We start from the raw sequence: 16673 nt of genomic DNA, 5'->3' as shown, positions 1-16673 counted from the left end.
AAGCACCGACTTGGCTGTCCACCCCATGCAACCGCGCAAGACCGACCTCGCCCGAACCGCGCTGCAGGCCCACCGCGCGCCGCTGGACATGCGCCAGCGACGGCTGCTGATCCTGTGCGATGGCCAGCGCAGCATCGCCGAGCTGACCGCACTGCTGGGGCAGGACGCGGCAGCGATGGTGATCCAGCTGATCCAGGCTGGCTACCTGGTGACCGGCGCGGACGCCGCCGTTTCCATGCAGCCTGCGCCGAGTGTGGCTGCTGCCCCGCTGGCGCCGTCAGCCGCCGCAGCGTCTGCCGCACCGGTCGAGCGACGCCGCTCGCTGGTCGCCGCGCGCATCTATGTGCTGGGAATCCTTGAGATGCAGCGGCATCCCAACGCAGCGGCGTTGTTCCGCGACCTGCAGCAGGCGCGCGCCGAAGGCGAGGTCCTGCGGGTGATGCAATCAGCGCTGCAGGTGCTGCCGGCACTGACCTCGGAAGGTTACTGCCAACGCGTGCGGCAGCGGCTGATGGAGGCGCTGCCGGTGGAGCATTGCGACGCGTTCGCGGCCATCGCCTGATCCGGCGAACAGCATCCACGCATGGCGTGGATCTACCGCATCACGAACCCGGATGGATCCACGCCAAGTGCGATATCGCGCTTCCCGATGGATCCACGCCATGCGTGGATGCGGACGATCAACGGAAATTGTTGCGCAGGCCGTTCCAGCACTGCTGGTAATCGCCCTGCCGGTGGCCCGCGGCCAGCGCCTGCGCGGTCGGGCGGATCACCCCACGGGTCTCGAACATGAAGGCCATGGTGTCCTTGATCACGTCCGGCTTGGACAGATCGGCACTGGAGGCCTTGTCGAAGGTCGGCGCATCCGGACCGTGGCCACTCATGCAGTTGTGCAACGACGCACCGCCCGGCACGAAGCCTTCGGCCTTGGCGTCGTAGGCACCATGCACCAGGCCCATGAACTCGCTGGCGATGTTGCGGTGGAACCACGGCGGGCGGAACGTGTTCTGCGCCACCAGCCAGCGTGGCGGGAAGATGGCGAAATCCATGTTGCTGGTGCCCGGCGTATCGCTGGGCGAGTGCAGCACCAGGAAGATCGACGGATCCGGGTGGTCGTGGCTGATCGAGCCGATGGTGTTGAAGCGGCGCAGGTCGTAGCGGTACGGCGCGTAGTTGCCGTGCCAGGCGACCACGTCCAGCGGCGAGTGGTCGATCGGGGCACGCCACAGGCGGCCATCGAACTTGGCGATCAGCTCGAAATCGCCGTCGATGTCTTCGAATGCGGCATGCGGGGTCTCGAAATCGCGCGGATTGGCCAGGCCGTTGGAGCCGATCGGGCCCAGGTCGGGCAGCTTCAGCAGTGCGCCGAAGTTCTCGCAGATGTAGCCACGGCTCGGGCCGTCAGGCAGCTCGACACGGAAGCGGACGCCGCGCGGAATCACCGCGATCTGCTGCGGTTCGATCTCGATCACGCCCAGCTCGGTCAGCAGGCGCAGGCTGCCCAGCTGCGGCACGATCAGCAGCTCGCCGTCGGCGTCGTAGAAGTAGCGGCCGACCATGTCACGGTTGGCGGCGTACATGTGGATACCGACGCCGGCATGCGCGTCGGGCGAACCGTTGCCGCCCATCGTGTACAGGCCTTCGACGAAATCGGTCGGCAGCTCCGGCAGCGGCAGCGGGCTCCAGCGCAGCTGGTTCGGCGAGGCTGGCTGCGCACCGAAATCGCACTGCAGCTGCGATTGCGCGAACGGAGTGAACTCACCGTGGGTCACCGCCGGACGGATCCGGTACAGCCAGCTGCGGCGGTTGCTGCCGCGCGGTGCGGTGAACGCGGTGCCGGTCAGCTGCTCGGCATACAGGCCATGGGCCACCTTCTGCGGCGAGTTCTGGCCAATGGGCAGTGCGCCGGGCACGGCCTCGCTGGCGAACTCGTTGCCGAAACCGGACTGGTAGCCGCGGGCGGTGATGGCGCTGGACATGGGGGGCTCCTGGGTACGGCGGGACCGGAACGGAAAGCAGCCGAGCATGGCTCGGCTCTACAGATGGGCAGGCGCCGGGACTGGCCCGGCGCTACCGAAGACCTTACAGCACGCCGCGGCGGATCTGGTCGCGCTCGATGCTCTCGAACAGCGCGGTGAAGTTGCCTTCGCCGAAGCCTTCGTTGCCCTTGCGCTGGATGATCTCGAAGAAGATCGGGCCGATGCAGTTCTGGGTGAAGATCTGCAGCAGCTTGCGCTGATGGGTTTCCGGGTCGGCGTCGATCAGGATCTTGTTCTTCGCCAGGCGGGCAACGTCCTCACCATGGTTCGGCACGCGCTGGTCGATCACGTCGAAGTAGGTCTCCGGCGTGTCGAGGAAATCCACGCCCTGCGCGCGCATTGCTTCAACGGTCTCGTAGATGTTCTCGGTGAAGCAGGCGATGTGCTGGATGCCCTCACCCTTGTACGCGTCCAGGTACTCGTTGATCTGGCTTTTCGGGTCGGACGACTCGTTCAGCGGAATGCGCACGATGCCGTCCGGCGCGGTCATCGCCTTGGACACCAGGCCGGTCTTCAGGCCCTTGATGTCGAAGTAGCGGATCTCGCGGAAGTTGAACAGGCGCTCGTAGTAGTCCGACCACTGCTGCATGTTGCCGAAGTACAGGTTGTGGGTCAGGTGGTCGATGAAGGTCAGGCCGAAGCCCTTCGGGCGCAGCTCGGCGCCGGCGATCAGCTCGTAGTCGCCATCGAAGATGCTGCCGGCATCGCCGTAGCGATCCACCAGGTACAGCATGCAGTCGCCGATGCCCTTGATGACCGGGGCGTTGACCGCCTTGCTCTCCGGCTTGAAGGCGATGGCTTCAGCGCCATTGCCCAGCGCGGTCTGGTAGACCTCCGCACCCGGCTTCTTGAAGCGGATGGCGAAGCCGCAGGCGCACGGGCCGTGCTTCTCGGCGAAGTCGGCAGCGAACGAATCGGGGTCTTCATTGACCAGGAAGTTGACGTCGCCCTGGCGATAGACGGTAATCGGACGCTGCTTGTGCTTGAGCACCGCGCTGAAGCCCATCTTGCGGAAGTACTCGTGCAGCTCGGCACCACGGCCGGCCGGTGCGGCGAATTCGACGAACTCGAAGCCGTCGATGCCCATCGGGTTTTCGAAGGTGGTGACCTGCATGCCGGGGTTGGGATGCGAGGCGGACGGGACTGCGGTATTCATGGCGTGGCTCCGAATCGGTGCCGCATCGGCACAAACCAGGTGCGGGCGGGGTTGGACCCGGCGAGAATGCAGGGTACGGACCCAACACTTATAGTTACACTTGAAACCACCAGCAAGGTGCACCGCAACATGAGCCCCGCCGATCCCGCTTCCACCCGCCTGCGTGCCTCCCACGTCCTGCTCGACCTGGAACAGTTCCTGCCGTACCGGCTGAGCGTGCTGTCCAACCGGGTCAGCGGCAACATCGCCAAGCTGTACGGCGACCGCTATGGCCTTGCCATCCCGGAGTGGCGGGTGATCACCATCCTGGCGCTGTACCCCGGGTCGTCGGCCAGCGAGGTCTCCGACCGCACGGCGATGGACAAGGTGGCGGTCAGCCGCGCGGTGGCGCGCCTGCTGGAGCGCGGTTTCATCAAGCGTGAGACGCATGGCGATGACCGCCGTCGTTCGGTGCTGGCGCTGTCGGCGGCGGGGTTCGAGGTGTACGAGACGATCGCACCGATGGTGATCGAGATCACCCGCAAGCTGATGTCGGTGCTGAGCGAGGAAGAGGAGCAGGTGCTGGAGAAGCTGATCCTGCGTCTGGCCGGGGATGGCCTGGAGCGGATGGGCGAAGGGGTCTGACCCCTTCGGGGCGGCGCCCACCCCGCCGCTCTTGGTAGGTGTCGACCTTGGTCGACACATGGACCCACGCCAGGCATGGATTATGTCGCGGGCTGCGCTGTGAGGGATCCGGCGCGCTCCATCGATGACGTGCAACGCGCGGTGTTCATGGCCCGCCGACGAACGGTCTTTCAGCCGGATTCGACTCGACGTGTCGCGTTTACCACCTGATGTTTCGGCATCGGGCCGGTAGAGTCCTGATCGACAGAGCGGTTGTATCGAAATTCGCGCATCGAATGGCATTGCCTATTGGACTGCCGGTCCCATCGGCCCGAGGGTAGGCGCGCAGCGGAGCACCGCTGCCGGGGTTGAAAGCCCGTCCATCAAACGCGTAACGACGCTGCACCAATGGTGCCCATCTGACGGTGGGCGCCATTCTGCAGCCGGGTCTGCCTTATGGCGGGCGGTGCGTGGGGCCTGGTGCCCACCGTTTTCGCGTTTGAGCGGTCTTTCAACCACGCATCGCCTGCCGCCTTTCCGGCGGCCTCTCCCCGGAGCTTCGCCATGACACGTCCCAATCACCCCACCACCGAGCCCATCGACCGCGAAGCCGACCTGCAGCGCATCGATGAGGCGTTGGCCACGTTGGAAACCGTCACCCAGGCGTGGTTCGAATATCAGCGCCTGAAGGCCTGCCAGCCGGGTCTGCTGCTGTCGTTGAACCGGCTGCTCGACCTGACCAGTCTCGCCAAGGGCTATGCCAGTGCGCTGCGGGTGATAGCCGAACCCTGACCCTGCTGGAAGGCACCTCATGGATGACACACCGCCCCTCACCCTGCCGCATACCCACGACCTGCTGGCTGATATCCGGGAACTGATATCCACGGCCCGCGCCGGGATGGTCAGGACCGTCAATGCCGAACTGACGCTGCTGTACTGGCGCATAGGTCGTCGCATCCATGTCGATCAGATGGGAGGACGTCGGGCACGCTATGGAGAGGTCCTGTTCAAGCGCATCGCCAGGACACTGTCTGCCGAGTTCGGCGGTTCCTTCGGTGAAAAGAGCATGCGCAGGATGGTGCAGTTCTCCATCGCATTTGCCGACGAGCAGATTGTCGTATCGCTGCTACGACAATTGAGCTGGCCCCATTTCATCGCGCTGATCCCGCTGTCTGATCCGCTCAAGCGCGACTTCTACGCCCAGATGGCCAGCACGGAAGGCTGGAGTGTCCGCATGTTGCGCCAGCGCATCGACTCGATGCTGTACGAACGTACGGCACTTTCCAGCCAGCCCGAGCAGACCATTGCCAGTGAGCTGTCGGCGTTGCGCAGGAACCAGCAGCTCTCCCCGGGGCTGGTCCTGCGCGACCCGTACGTACTGGACTTTCTCGGGCTGAAGGAGTGCTGGGACGAGCAGGAACTGGAAGGCGCCATCCTGCGTGAAATGCAGGGATTCCTGCTTGAACTCGGGGCAGGCTTCAGTTTCGTCGCCCGCCAGAAACGCATCCAGATCGACGACGATGACTTCCATCTCGACCTGCTGTTCTACAACCGCCGTCTGCGCAGGCTGGTGGCCGTCGAACTGAAGATCGGTGACTTCAAGCCAGCGTACAAGGGCCAGATGGAGCTCTATCTGCGTTGGCTGGATCGTTATGAGCGGGAGGAAGGTGAAGAGGCACCGCTGGGCATCATCCTTTGCACAGGCAAGAAGGCAGGCCAGATCGAGTTGCTGGAGCTGGACCGCTCAGGCATCCATGTGGCGGAGTACCTGACATCCCTTCCCTCCCGGGAAGTCCTCAAGCAACGTCTGCAGGCCGCCACGGAGCGTGCGCGGCAACGCATGGAGTTCACTGCGGCAGAGATCGAGCGTTAGGGCGTCAACAGACCCACGCCACGCGCAGATGGCCCACGCACTCAGCTCAGATGCTTGCGCCGCGCATGGATCCACGGCACCGCCAGCGCGCCGATGGCCCCCCCGGCAAAGCCCAGCGAGGCGGCAACGGTGGCCGCTTCAACGGCCCCGGGCAATGCCAGCGCGGCAGTGACCAGCAGCAGCGACGGCAGGCCGACAAACGTTCCGAGGAAGAACGGCCAGCGCGGCGACCAGGTGTTGAGCTGCAGCAGACTGACCGGCTGCCACGCCTCGGACGCGGCATCTTCGGCGATCTTGGCGACCACTTTGCCCAGATCCACTTCCGGCAGCAGCTTGCCCGGACGCGCGGCGGCAATCGCTTCGGCCACGGTTTCAACGGGCGGGAAACTGCCCGGCCACGCCACCGGTGCGGGCACGCCATAGGCGGTCAGCAGCGGCACGCTCAGCCACGGCGCCACCAGCGGGCGCAGCCTGCGCCGGCCATGCACGCACCAGATCTGGGGCTGGCCGTGCGCGGTCACGCTGTACAGCGCCAGCTCGCTCGGTGGCGGGTAGCCCAGCATGGTCACACGTGCCGCCAGACTGTCCTGGTCCATCGCACGCAGGAAGCCGGGGCGGCTGCGCCCTTCCTGCATCCAGGCCAGGCCCAGCGCGCCGACCAGATAGGCCTCGGCGACATCCTTGCTGCCCGCGTTGGCGCGGTCATCGCTGGCCAGGTACCAGGCCAGTGACTTCGGTTCGGGTACATCGGCCAGGCCCCAGCGGCTGTCATCGCCCAGCACATGGCGCACCGGCAGGCGGGCCGGTGCGGTTTCACCACGCTCGCCGGGCTGCAGGAACGGCAGCACGCCCTGCACGAAACTGGACAGGTCGATCGCGCGCACGCCGTTGCCGTGCCATTCCGGCGGCAGCAGACCGGCCAGCTGTCCTTCGGCGGCCAGTCGATCCAGCCGCGCCTTCTGTTCCACCAGCTTCTGCACCGCGCCCTTCAGCACCACGTTGTCGGGCAAGGCGATCTGCGGCAACCGATGCCGCGGCGGCGCGAGTTCAAGGGCGGCTTCGCCGGTGCCGGCATCGTCCAGCAGGGCTTCCTGCGGTGGCAGGGTCACGCCGTCGCCTGCTCCGCCTTCGGCCAGTTCAGTGGCAGGTTCGTGCAGACGTTCGGCGTGGTCGCTGTGCATGGGCGTTCCGGTAGGTTGCATCGACGGGTCGTCGACTGAAGTCCTTGCCGGTAACGGCGTGCGCACGCTGAAGTTGAGATGTGGAGTCGGAGAGTGTGACGGCGCGCGCAGTAGATCCACGCCATGCGTGGATGGCCGGGCAGCGGAGAGGCTGCCGGGCAGGCCCGGTGCTACCGGTCAGGCGCCCACTGCTTGAGGAACGCCATCACGCGTGCGGTCTGCACGGTCTTGCCCTTGTGCATCGCTTCGCTGGGCTGTGGCGCCAGCAGCGTGCCGTCGGCATCGATCACCAGCAGGTGCGGGTGCTCGCCTTGCAGCGGCGGGAACTGGCCCAGGAAGGCCGCGTTCGGATTCTCGGCACTGTCGTTGACCTTCACCCACACGTAGTGGGCATCACGGAAGCGGCGCAGATCGCCATTGCCTTCCACGGCTTCATCCAGCGCATGGCAGGGCTCGCAGGCGGCGTTGCCCACTTCCAGGATGATCCGCTTGTTGCCGCGCTGGGCTTCGACCTTGGCCGTTTCCAGGTCGGCAACGGGATTGCGGGCCGGGTCGAACTGCGCGCCAAGCCCGGCGATGGCGGCGATATCGGCCGCCGCCGGGGTGTTGCCCGAGGCCACCGGTTCGCTGGGGTCAGCGACCGGTGGCTCGGTGGGGCGGGTATCGAGCGGCTGCGTAGGTTCAGGGGCCGCGGGAGGTTGAGGCTGCGAACAGGCGCCGATCAGCGCCGCACACACCACTGCCACCACTGCACCACCGAACGTTGTACGCATGCCCACTACCCTCTCATTACTTCACGCCGTGCATCAGCTTGTTGATCAGCGGCGCGACCAGGAACAGGACCACACCCGAACCGATCAAGGCCCAGAACCCGAAGGTATACCCCTTCAGTGCCGATTCGACCGTCATGCCGCCTTCACCACTGACCGCGCCGGCGAAGATGCCCGACAGGTTGTTGCCGATGCCGGTGGACAGGAACCAGCCACCCATGCCGAAGCCGACCAGGCGTACCGGGGCCAGCTTGGTCACCATCGACAGGCCGATCGGCGACAGGCACAGCTCACCGACCGACTGGATGACATAGACCATGAACAGGGTCCAGAACGGGATCTTGCCGTCCACGACCATGGTCGACAGGGCGAACATCAGCAGTGCGAAGGCCGCGCCGTTGAACAGCAGGCCGAGGCCGAACTTGCGCGGGATGGACGGATTGGCGCGGCCCAGGGCCACCCAGATCCAGGCGATGATCGGCGCCAGGGTGATGATCGCCACCGAGTTGACCGACTGGAACCATGCGGTCGGGAAGGTCCACTCACCCAGCTGGCGGTTGACGATGTTCTCGGCCAGGAAGGTGAAGGAGCTGCCGGCCTGTTCGAAGAACATCCAGAACATGACGTTGAAGGCGAAGATGATCAGCATGGCGATCACGCGGTCGCGCTGCACCTTGCCCTCGCGGATGCCTTCCACCAGCAGCAGCACGGCCAGGGCGGCAAACATCACGCCGAGGATCCAGGCCAGCGCGGTGGCGCCGGTGGCGAGCAGGAAGTAAGCCACCGGAATGGCGAACAGCGAACCGACCAGCACCATGATGATGCGGCCGAAACCTTCAGCACCAGCCGGCGGTGCACCGATGCCCTTCAGGCCGGCACGACCGATGTAGAACCACACCAGCGAGATCAGCATGCCCACGCCGGAGGCGATGAACACGACCTTGTACGACGGCATTTCCGAGGTACCGAAGACCTTGCGGGCCAGGTACTCGGTCAGCACCGGGGCGATCATCGCGCCGATGTTGATGCCCATGTAGAAGATGGTGAAGCCCGAGTCGCGGCGTTCGTCCTTCAGGCCGTACAGCTTGCCGACCATGGTCGAGATGTTGGGCTTGAACAGACCGTTGCCAACGATGATCGTGGCCAGGCCGAGCTTGAAGATGTGCTCCTGCGGCAGCGAGATCATGAACAGGCCGACAGCCATGATGATCGCGCCGGTCAGGATCGAGCGCTGGTAACCCAGTACCCGGTCGGCCACGTAGCCGCCGAAGATCGCGGCGGCATACACCAGCGCCAGGTAGGCGCCGTAGATGCGGCTGGCGTCGCCTTCACCGGCGGCGTTGCCGTTGTAGAACTGGGCAACGATGTACAGCACCAACGCCCAGCGGATGCCGTAGAACGCAAAGCGCTCCCAGAACTCGGTCATGAACAGCATCCACAACGGGCGCGGGTGGCCCATCGTGGTGTTGAAGTCCGGCAGCGCCGGCTCTGGGGTGTTCGCAGTGGCGTTTACGCTCATGCGGAATTCCTGGTTCGGTGGATGGAGGCACGTCCGATGTGCGGTGAAGCAACGCGCGAGGATCACCGACTTCTGGCGTTCACGTCAAATACACGCCGTTTGAGGCAGGTCGCAGCCTGCTCGCTGAACTTGCATCTGAAACGATCCAGCCAGCCGCAGGCGGCCAAGCTGAATGGGGATCAGGCCAGATCCGGCGGGGGCGCGACCTGCAGCGTGGTGCGCACCTGGAACAATTCGGGGAAGAAGGTCAGTTCCAGCGCCTTGGCCAGGAAGCCCACGCCGGATGAGCCGCCGGTGCCGCGCTTGAAGCCGATCACCCGCATCACCGTGCGCATGTGGCGGAATCGCCACAGCTGGAAGGCCGTTTCCAGGTCCACCAGGTCCTCGCACAGCGCGTACTCGCGCCAGTAGCGGTCGGTGTCCTGGTAGATGCGTTCGAAGACCGGCTGTAGTGCGTCATCGGCCACATGCGGCTGGGTCCAGTCGTGCGCCTCGTACACCGCCGGCACGGCATGACCGAAGCGGGCCAGGTACTTCAGGAACTCCTCGTACAGGCTCGGCGCCTCCAGCACGGTGCGCAGCTGCGCCTGCCCGGCCGTGTCGTGCTCGAACACCTGCAGCATCTGCGCGTTCTTGTTGCCCAGCAGGAATTCGATGTAGCGGTACTGCAGCGACTGGAAGCCCGAGGACGGGCCCAGTACGTCGCGGAAACCCATGTACTCGGACGGGGTCAGCGTTTCCAGCACCGACCACTGCTCGGTCAGCTGGCGCAGCACCTGCTTGCTGCGCGCCAGCACCTTGCGGCACTGCCAGACCTCATCGCGCTGCAGGAAGCCGATTGCCGCACCCAGCTCGTGGCCCAACAACTTCAGCCACAGCTCGGAGGTCTGGTGCTGGATGATGAAGAGCATCTCGTCGTGATGCGGCGGATTGGACAGCGGCTGCTGCGCGCTGAGCAGCTGGTCCAGCCGCAGGTAGCCGCCGTAGGTCAGCCGCCCCTGCAGGTCGGTGTGGATACCGGCTTCGAGATCGCGTTGGTTGTTGTCGACGGACATGGGCGGGACCAGATCGGGGGCGGCAAGGGTAGCGCGTTGCTGCCGCGCTGGCAGCCGCGATGACCGTACCGGGGCGTGCGGCGCGGCTGTGGAACGGCCGTTGCGCGTGGAACCGTTTGCGCCGTTCTACTGGCGCTCAGCCCAGGGGCATTTGTGATGCTTTGCAGCAATGGCTGAATACGTTGAAGTTATTGGCATCAAGCGCCCGGAAGGGGGTACAAAGGACGGTAGGCCGTGCTGCGCCGCAGGAGAGCTTTTTCGTACGCATTCCTTAACATGGCGATTCATATCATTTGTAACTTCTCTGTCGAAGGTGCAGTACGCAATGACGGTTGCCGCTGAGTTCAAGATCGAATACCTGCAGTATCTGGACACGGACGGCACGCTCGTCCGCGATGACCTGCCCGAGGCCCTGCGCGACCCGCGCGCGTTGCTGCCGATGTTCAAGCAGATGCTGTTCGTGCGCGTGTTCGACGGCAAGTCGATCGCGCTGCAGCGCACCGGCAAGCTGGGCACCTATGCGGCCTGCCTCGGCCACGAAGCCGCGCATGTGGGCATCGGCGCGTCGATGCAGAAGGACGACGTGTTCGCACCGTCCTACCGCGAGTACGGCGCCATGTTCATGCGTGGCGTGCGCCCGCACGACGTGCTGATGTACTGGGGCGGCGACGAGCGCGGCAACGACTACGGCGGCAATGCGGCCAAGGACTTCCCGTTCTGCGTGCCGATCTCCACCCAGTGCCTGCACGCTGCAGGCGCTGCGTTGAAGTTCAAGCTCAACAAGGAACAGCAGATCGCGGTGGCCGTGTGCGGCGACGGCGGCAGTTCCAAGACCGACTTCTACGCCGCACTGAATTCGGCCGGTGCCTACAAGCTGCCGCTGATCCTGTGCATCGTCAACAACGGCTGGGCCATCTCGGTCCCGCGTTCGGCCCAGACCGGTGCCGAGACGCTGGCACAGAAGGGTCTGGCCGGCGGCCTGCACTGCCTGCAGGTGGACGGCAACGATCTGATCGCGGTGATGGCCGCCATGCTGCAGGCGCGCGAACGTGCGCTGGCCGGCGACGGTGGCACCGTGCTGGAACTGATGACCTATCGCCTGTCCGACCACACCACCGCCGATGACGCGCGCCGCTACCGCGACGACGCCGAAGTGAAGGACGCCTGGCAGCGCGAGCCGATGCTGCGCCTGCGCAAGTACCTGACCAACGCCGGCGTGTGGAGCGAGGAAGAAGAAGCGGCCTGGACCGCCGAGTGCGGCAAGCGCGTGGACGAGGAAGTGAACCTGTACCTCAACACGCCGGTGCAGCCGGTCGAGGCGATGTTCGATTTCCTCTATGCCGATCCGCCGCAGGACCTGCTGGCCCAGCGTGCCCAGGCGATCGCCCTGGAGCAGCGCCATGGATGAGATCAAGAACGGCGCGTCCAGCGCGCATACCAACGCCGCCGACAGCGCTGCCGTCGCGCGCGGAGAACAGAACATGACCGACACCCCGATCACCCTCATCGAAGCCATCACCCAGGCGCTGGCCTGGGAGCTGGAGCACGACAAGTCGGTGCTGGTGCTGGGCGAAGACGTGGGCGTCAACGGCGGCGTGTTCCGCGCCACCGCCGGCCTGCAGCAGCGCTTCGGCGCCGACCGCATCCTCGACACCCCGCTGGATGAAACCACCATCGCCGGCCTCACCATCGGCCTGGCCGCACAGGGCATGAAGCCGGTGGCCGAAGCCCAGTTCGACGGCTTCATGTACCCGATGGTCGACCACATCATCTGCCACGCCGCGCGCCTGCGTTACCGCACGCGTGGCCGCCTGCACTGCCCGATGGTGCTGCGCGTGCCGTGGGGTGGTGGCATCCGTGCGCCGGAACACCACAGCGAAGCCAACGAAGCGATCTTCACCAACGTGCCGGGCCTGCGCGTGGTGCTGCCGTCCTCGCCGCAACGCGCCTATGGCCTGCTGCTGGCCGCGATCCGCGAGCCGGATCCGGTGATCTACATGGAGCCCAAGCGCATCTATCGCCAGTACAAGGAAGTGGTCGTCAACGACGGCGAAGCCTTGCCGCTGGACGTGTGCTTCGTGCTGCGCGATGGCACCGACGTGACCCTGGTGACCTGGGGTGCGCAGGTGAAGGAGGCGCTGGAAGCGGCTGACAAGCTGGCCGGCGAAGGCATCAGTGCCGAAGTCATCGACGTGGCCACGCTGCGCCCGCTGGATTTCGCCACCATCGCCGAGTCGGTGGCCAAGACCGGCCGCTGCGTGATCGTGCAGGAGGCGCCGAAGACCGCGGGCTTCGGCGCGGAAATCGCCGCACGCCTGGCCGAGGAATCGCTGTACGACCTGCTGGCTCCGGTCGAGCGCGTTACCGGCTACGACACCCACATTCCGCTGTTCCGCCTGGAGATGAAATATCTACCGAGCGTGGAGCGGATCGTGGCGGCGGCCAAGCGCGCGGTGGCGGCAGGCTGACATGCGGGCCCGCCTTCTCGGGGCTTACCGCAGCCAGTATCCCAACCCGCTCCGGTTCCGCACCGGCCAGATCGTCGAAGTAGGCGTACGTGACGAGGAATGGCCGGCGTTTGCCTGGGTGCGCACCAGTGATGGGCGCGCCGGATGGGCACCGGTAGCGTGGTTGCAGCTGTTGGACGATGGTCGCGCAGAAGCCCTGCGCGACTATGACGCCCGCGAGCTGGATGTGGAGAACGGCGAGATGGTCAAGCTTCATCACGAACACGGCGGGTGGTGGTGGTCCGAGCGCGCCAATGGCGCGACGGGCTGGTTGCCTGCCCGCGAACTGGAACTGCTGGAAGAGAACTGCAAATGAGCCAGACCAAGAACTTCAACCTGCCCGACCTGGGCGAAGGCCTGCCGGACGCGACCATCGTCGAGTGGTTCGTCAAGGAAGGCGATGTGATCAAGCTGGACGAGCCGCTGGTCTCGATGGAGACCGCCAAGGCCGTCGTCGAAGTGCCCTCGCCGTTCTCCGGCACGGTGCTGAAGCTGTCCGGCGCTGCCGGCGACATCATCCCGACCGGCGCGGTGCTGGCCAGCTTCGCGCTGGACCCGAACCTGCCGCAGCGCGCTGACGGCCAGGACACCGGCCACAGCCACGGCCATGCCGCTCCGGCGGCTCCGGCCGCACCGACGCCGCCGCCGCTGCCGACCGCAGCCGCGCCGGTAGCTGCTGAGGAAGCCAAGCCGGCCGCCGCCGAGCGTGATGACGCCGGCACCGTGGTCGGCGCGATGCAGAGCTCCAACGCGGTGCATGCCGAACAGGCGCTGGCCGTTGGCGGCGTCAAGGCCGTGCCGGCCGTGCGTGCCACCGCGCGCAAGCTGGGCGTGGACCTGAGCCGCGTACGTGCCACCGGCGCCGATGGCGCGGTGACCATGGCCGACGTCAAGCAGGCTGCCGCCGACGGCAGCGCGAAGATCGGCGCCGCACCGGCAGTGGTTGCTGCACCGGCTGCTGCCGCACCGGCTCCGGCGCAGGTGGCCGCGCCGGTACAGTCCGACGCACGCACCCCGCTGTCTGCCGCTGGCAAGCCGATGCGCACCCAGCCGCCGGGCGTGGTCGCCAAGGGCCAGCCGGAACCGCTGAAGGGCGTGCGCCGCAACATGGCCCGCGTCATGGCCGATGCACACAGCAAGGTCGTGCCGACCACGCTGAACGACGACGCCGACATCCACGCCTGGCTGCCGGGCAACGACGTCACCGCGCGCCTGGTGCGCTCGATCGTGGTCGCCGCGCAGAAGGTGCCGGCGATGAACGCTTGGTTCGACGGTGAAGCGCTGACCCGCACCCTGCATGCGCAGGTGGACATCGGCATCGCCGTTGATACCGACGACGGCCTGTTCGTGCCGGCGCTGCGCAATGCCGACATGCTGGATGCCCGCGGCATCCGCGAAGGCGTGAACCGTCTGCGCGAGCAGGTGGAAGCGCGTTCGATCGCGGCCTCGGAACTGAGCGGCTACACCATCTCGCTGTCCAACTTCGGCATGTTCGCCGGCCGCTACGCGACCCCGGTCGTGGTGCCGCCGTGCGTGGCCATCGTCGGTGCCGGCCGTGCCCGCCACCAGATGACCCCGGTGATGGGCGGCGTGGAAGCGCACAAGGTGATCCCGTTGTCGGTGACGTTCGACCACCGTGCCGCCACCGGCGGTGAAGCGGCCCGCTTCCTGCGCGCGATGATGGACGATCTGGCGCTGGCCAGCTGATCCGGTAGGTGCCAACCTTGGTTGGCACATGAACTGGAAAAACGCCGGGCACTGCCCGGCGTTTTTTGTGCGTCTTCATCCACGCATGGCGTGGATCTACTTTGCGCTGATCAATCGCGCGCGATCATACCCTCGGCGCGGCTATAGACACGCAGGCGGTGGCCATCGGGATCGACGCCGACGAAGGTGTGGCCAAATTCCAGCGCCACCGGTGCCTGGGTGATCTGCACACCGAGTGCGCGCCAGGCATCGTGCAACTGCTGCACCTCATCAGGATTGGCCACCACCATCGCCAGTTCGGCTGCGCCCGCTTCGGCGCTCACCGGCGGCTGCACGTCATCGCGTTGCCACAGGCCCAGCGCGGCGCCATCGCCAAGCAGGAACAGGGCGAAGCCGGGCGACTGCTCGACCGGCGGTTTGCCGAGGATGCCGCTGTAGAACGTGGCGCTGGCGGCGACGTCGTGCACGTACTGCAGCAGGGTGCTGGGCTTGAACATGGGGAACCTCCGTTGTTGGGAGCATTCATGGTGATACGGCCCTGCTGACAGATCCTGTCAGTAGCGTCGAGCCTGCTCGCGCTCTGGCTCTGGTAGATGTCGAGCTTGCTCGACTGCTGTTGCTCCCGCTTTGGTAGATGTCGAGCTTGCTCGACTGCTGTTGCTCCCGCTTTGGTAGATGTCGAGCTTGCTCGACTGCTCTCCGCGAACAGCAAGAGCAGTCGAGCAAGCTCGACATCTACCAAGAGCAAAGAGCAAAGAGCAAAAGCGTCGAGCAAGCTCGACCTCTACCAAAGCGGGTACGTCACGAACGGTCCAGCCAATCCGGGGCGATGCCCTGCGCCTTCTGCCAGCGACGCAGCAAGGTGGCACGCGGCACCAGGTAGCACTCTTCCAACGCACGCACATGGCGGATGCGATCCAGGCGGAAATGGCGGAAGTCCTCGCGACCCTCACACCACGCCGCCAGCATCGGCACTTCATCGAAGTACCCCAGTGCGAACGGCCAGACCACGCGCTCGGTACGCCGTCCCTGTGCATCCTCATACGCGAACTGCAGCCGCTGCTGCGTGCCTACCGCTTCGCGCACGGCCTGCAGGCGCGCCGGAGGCACCTTCGCCGCCGTACGCGAAGGACCCACCCGCAGGCCGCTGTCACGCAGTGCTTCGCGGCGTGCTGCTGGCAGCACATGGGCGATGCGCGCCAACGCATCACGCGCGGCCTCGGCCAGCGCTGGCTCGGTGCGTGCCGCCACCCAGCGCAGGCCCAGCACCAGCGCGTCGATCTCGGCCGGTGGCAAGGTCAGTGGCGGCAGCACGTCGCCCGGTTCCAGCTGGTAGCCGACACCGGCTTCCCCACGCAGGTCGGCGCCCTGCTCGCGCAGCGTTTCGATATCGCGGTACAGCGTGCGCAGGCTGATGCCCAGCTCGTCCGCCAGTGCCTGCCCGGCGACGGGCCGGCGGTGGCGGCGCAGCACCTGCAGCAGCTGGGTCAGACGCAGCGCGCGCGACATCAGTCCACCAGGTCTTTCGAAGCCACCACGTGCTCGCCCGGTGCCGGCGCCAGTGCCGCGTTCACCAGCGCCCGCGCGATACGCGTGGCCGGATTGATGCGCCACGCACGCGGCAACACCGGCCGCAATGCACCCAGCACCTGCAGGGCGAACTGTTCGCCACGGCGCGCCTGAGGGCGGTGGCCGCCGATCAGGCCCGGCCGGACCAGGCTCAGTGAAGCAAAGCCCAGCGCGCGCAGGTCGCGCTCCAGCTCGCCTTTTACCCGGCTGTAGAAGATGGCCGAACCCGGATTGGCCCCCGCTGCCGAATTCAGTACGAAGGCACGGGCACCCTGGGTCCTGGCCAGGCGGGCGAAGGCAAGCGGGTAGTCGTGGTCGATCCGGTAGAAAGCCTCGCGGCTTCCCGCCTGGGCCATCGTGCTACCCAGCGCGCATACCACCGCATCCACCGGTGCCCAGCCGGGCGCATCCGGCAGCTGATCGAAGTCCAGCACCGGGGCGTGCAGTTTCGGGTCGCGCAGGTCCAGCGGCCGCCGGGTCGGGGCCACCACAGCGCGGCAGCGCGGGTCGTCCAGCAGCATCGGCAGGGCCAGCCCGCCCACCAGTCCGGTCGCCCCCAGCAACATCACACGCATACCCACCTCCACTGCGGCATCCTGTCGCCCATCCTATCGGTTCAAGCCACCGCCAGTTGCGCCGATATGCTCTGACCAGCCCCCTGCCACCCCAGGATTCGTTCCATGACGGACCAGCC

Annotated in this window: 17 protein-coding genes; 8 read left to right on the top strand and 9 right to left on the bottom strand. The window is 66.3% G+C overall.

Annotation, left to right across the window (positions count from 1 at the left end; translation table 11 throughout):
- Window positions 1–25 precede the first annotated feature (25 nt).
- The gene (locus GIW57_RS15570) at window positions 26–562 is read left to right on the top strand and encodes a hypothetical protein (protein WP_236511897.1); all 537 of its coding nucleotides are present in this window, start codon (window positions 26–28) and stop codon (window positions 560–562) included.
- Between the two features lie 118 nt (window positions 563–680).
- Here the strand turns inward: GIW57_RS15570 and hmgA are convergent, their stop codons facing one another.
- On the bottom strand, window positions 681–1979 hold the full coding sequence (gene hmgA / locus GIW57_RS15565; protein WP_236511895.1) for a homogentisate 1,2-dioxygenase: 1299 nt from the start codon (window positions 1977–1979) through the stop codon (window positions 681–683).
- Window positions 1980–2082: 103 nt separating this feature from the next.
- Window positions 2083–3195, bottom strand: a complete 1113-nt coding sequence (gene hppD / locus GIW57_RS15560) for a 4-hydroxyphenylpyruvate dioxygenase (protein ID WP_170919610.1) — start codon at window positions 3193–3195, stop codon at window positions 2083–2085.
- Between the two features lie 129 nt (window positions 3196–3324).
- Between hppD and GIW57_RS15555 the strand changes: the two genes are divergently transcribed.
- The 3 genes from GIW57_RS15555 (at window position 3325) to GIW57_RS15545 (ending at window position 5671) form a co-directional block, all read left to right on the top strand.
- Window positions 3325–3819, top strand: a complete 495-nt coding sequence (locus GIW57_RS15555) for a MarR family winged helix-turn-helix transcriptional regulator (protein ID WP_050815698.1) — start codon at window positions 3325–3327, stop codon at window positions 3817–3819.
- 543 nt (window positions 3820–4362) lie between these two features.
- Window positions 4363–4590: a hypothetical protein gene (locus tag GIW57_RS15550; RefSeq protein WP_236511894.1), complete on the top strand. Its 228-nt coding sequence runs from the start codon at window positions 4363–4365 to the stop codon at window positions 4588–4590.
- 19 nt (window positions 4591–4609) lie between these two features.
- Window positions 4610–5671, top strand: coding sequence for a PDDEXK nuclease domain-containing protein (locus GIW57_RS15545; protein WP_236511892.1), 1062 nt, complete (start codon window positions 4610–4612; stop codon window positions 5669–5671).
- Between the two features lie 41 nt (window positions 5672–5712).
- Here GIW57_RS15545 and GIW57_RS15540 read toward each other — a convergent pair whose 3' ends face one another.
- The 4 genes from GIW57_RS15540 to GIW57_RS15525 form a co-directional block, all read right to left on the bottom strand.
- Window positions 5713–6852 carry a hypothetical protein gene (locus tag GIW57_RS15540; protein WP_236511891.1) on the bottom strand — a complete coding sequence of 380 codons (1140 nt, stop codon included), beginning with the start codon at window positions 6850–6852 and terminating at the stop codon, window positions 5713–5715.
- 170 nt (window positions 6853–7022) lie between these two features.
- Complete coding sequence (locus GIW57_RS15535) at window positions 7023–7625, bottom strand: thioredoxin family protein (RefSeq protein ID WP_100462741.1); 603 nt, start codon at window positions 7623–7625, stop codon at window positions 7023–7025.
- 16 nt (window positions 7626–7641) lie between these two features.
- Window positions 7642–9141 (bottom strand): oligopeptide:H+ symporter, encoded by a 1500-nt coding sequence (locus GIW57_RS15530; protein ID WP_100553839.1) that lies wholly within the window; start codon window positions 9139–9141, stop codon window positions 7642–7644.
- 179 nt (window positions 9142–9320) lie between these two features.
- The gene (locus GIW57_RS15525) at window positions 9321–10196 is read right to left on the bottom strand and encodes a tryptophan 2,3-dioxygenase family protein (protein ID WP_205405225.1); all 876 of its coding nucleotides are present in this window, start codon (window positions 10194–10196) and stop codon (window positions 9321–9323) included.
- Window positions 10197–10521: 325 nt separating this feature from the next.
- Between GIW57_RS15525 and pdhA the strand changes: the two genes are divergently transcribed.
- The 4 genes from pdhA to GIW57_RS15505 are packed head-to-tail and all read left to right on the top strand — an operon-like array spanning window position 10522 to window position 14410.
- A complete protein-coding gene (gene pdhA / locus GIW57_RS15520; protein WP_089237414.1) occupies window positions 10522–11604 on the top strand; it encodes a pyruvate dehydrogenase (acetyl-transferring) E1 component subunit alpha in 1083 nt (360 codons plus the stop codon).
- Complete coding sequence (locus tag GIW57_RS15515) at window positions 11597–12664, top strand: alpha-ketoacid dehydrogenase subunit beta (protein WP_089237416.1); 1068 nt, start codon at window positions 11597–11599, stop codon at window positions 12662–12664. Before pdhA ends, GIW57_RS15515 begins: the two co-directional genes overlap by 8 nt.
- Before the next feature lies 1 nt (window position 12665).
- The gene (locus GIW57_RS15510) at window positions 12666–13019 is read left to right on the top strand and encodes an SH3 domain-containing protein (RefSeq protein ID WP_025874583.1); all 354 of its coding nucleotides are present in this window, start codon (window positions 12666–12668) and stop codon (window positions 13017–13019) included.
- Entirely contained in the window at window positions 13016–14410 is a 1395-nt protein-coding gene (locus GIW57_RS15505) for a dihydrolipoamide acetyltransferase family protein (RefSeq protein WP_236511890.1), read from the top strand. The genes GIW57_RS15510 and GIW57_RS15505 overlap by 4 nt, the downstream gene beginning before the upstream one ends.
- Before the next feature lie 110 nt (window positions 14411–14520).
- On the opposite strand, the gene GIW57_RS15500 is transcribed toward GIW57_RS15505, so the two are convergent.
- The 3 genes from GIW57_RS15500 to GIW57_RS15490 all read right to left on the bottom strand — a co-directional run bounded on the left by GIW57_RS15500 (window position 14521) and on the right by GIW57_RS15490 (window position 16554).
- Window positions 14521–14907, bottom strand: coding sequence for a VOC family protein (locus GIW57_RS15500; RefSeq protein ID WP_236511888.1), 387 nt, complete (start codon window positions 14905–14907; stop codon window positions 14521–14523).
- A 304-nt stretch (window positions 14908–15211) separates the two neighbouring features.
- Window positions 15212–15919 carry a YafY family protein gene (locus GIW57_RS15495; RefSeq protein WP_236511886.1) on the bottom strand — a complete coding sequence of 236 codons (708 nt, stop codon included), beginning with the start codon at window positions 15917–15919 and terminating at the stop codon, window positions 15212–15214.
- Window positions 15919–16554, bottom strand: coding sequence for an NAD-dependent dehydratase (locus GIW57_RS15490; protein ID WP_202908230.1), 636 nt, complete (start codon window positions 16552–16554; stop codon window positions 15919–15921). Before GIW57_RS15490 ends, GIW57_RS15495 begins: the two co-directional genes overlap by 1 nt.
- Between the last annotated feature and the right edge of the window lie 119 nt (window positions 16555–16673).

The organism is Stenotrophomonas sp. PA-6-5C (genome assembly GCF_021605635.1).
Classification (GTDB): domain Bacteria; phylum Pseudomonadota; class Gammaproteobacteria; order Xanthomonadales; family Xanthomonadaceae; genus Stenotrophomonas; species Stenotrophomonas lactitubi.
Note: the sequence above shows the minus strand (reverse complement) of the source record. Positions and strands in the feature narration are given on the sequence as shown.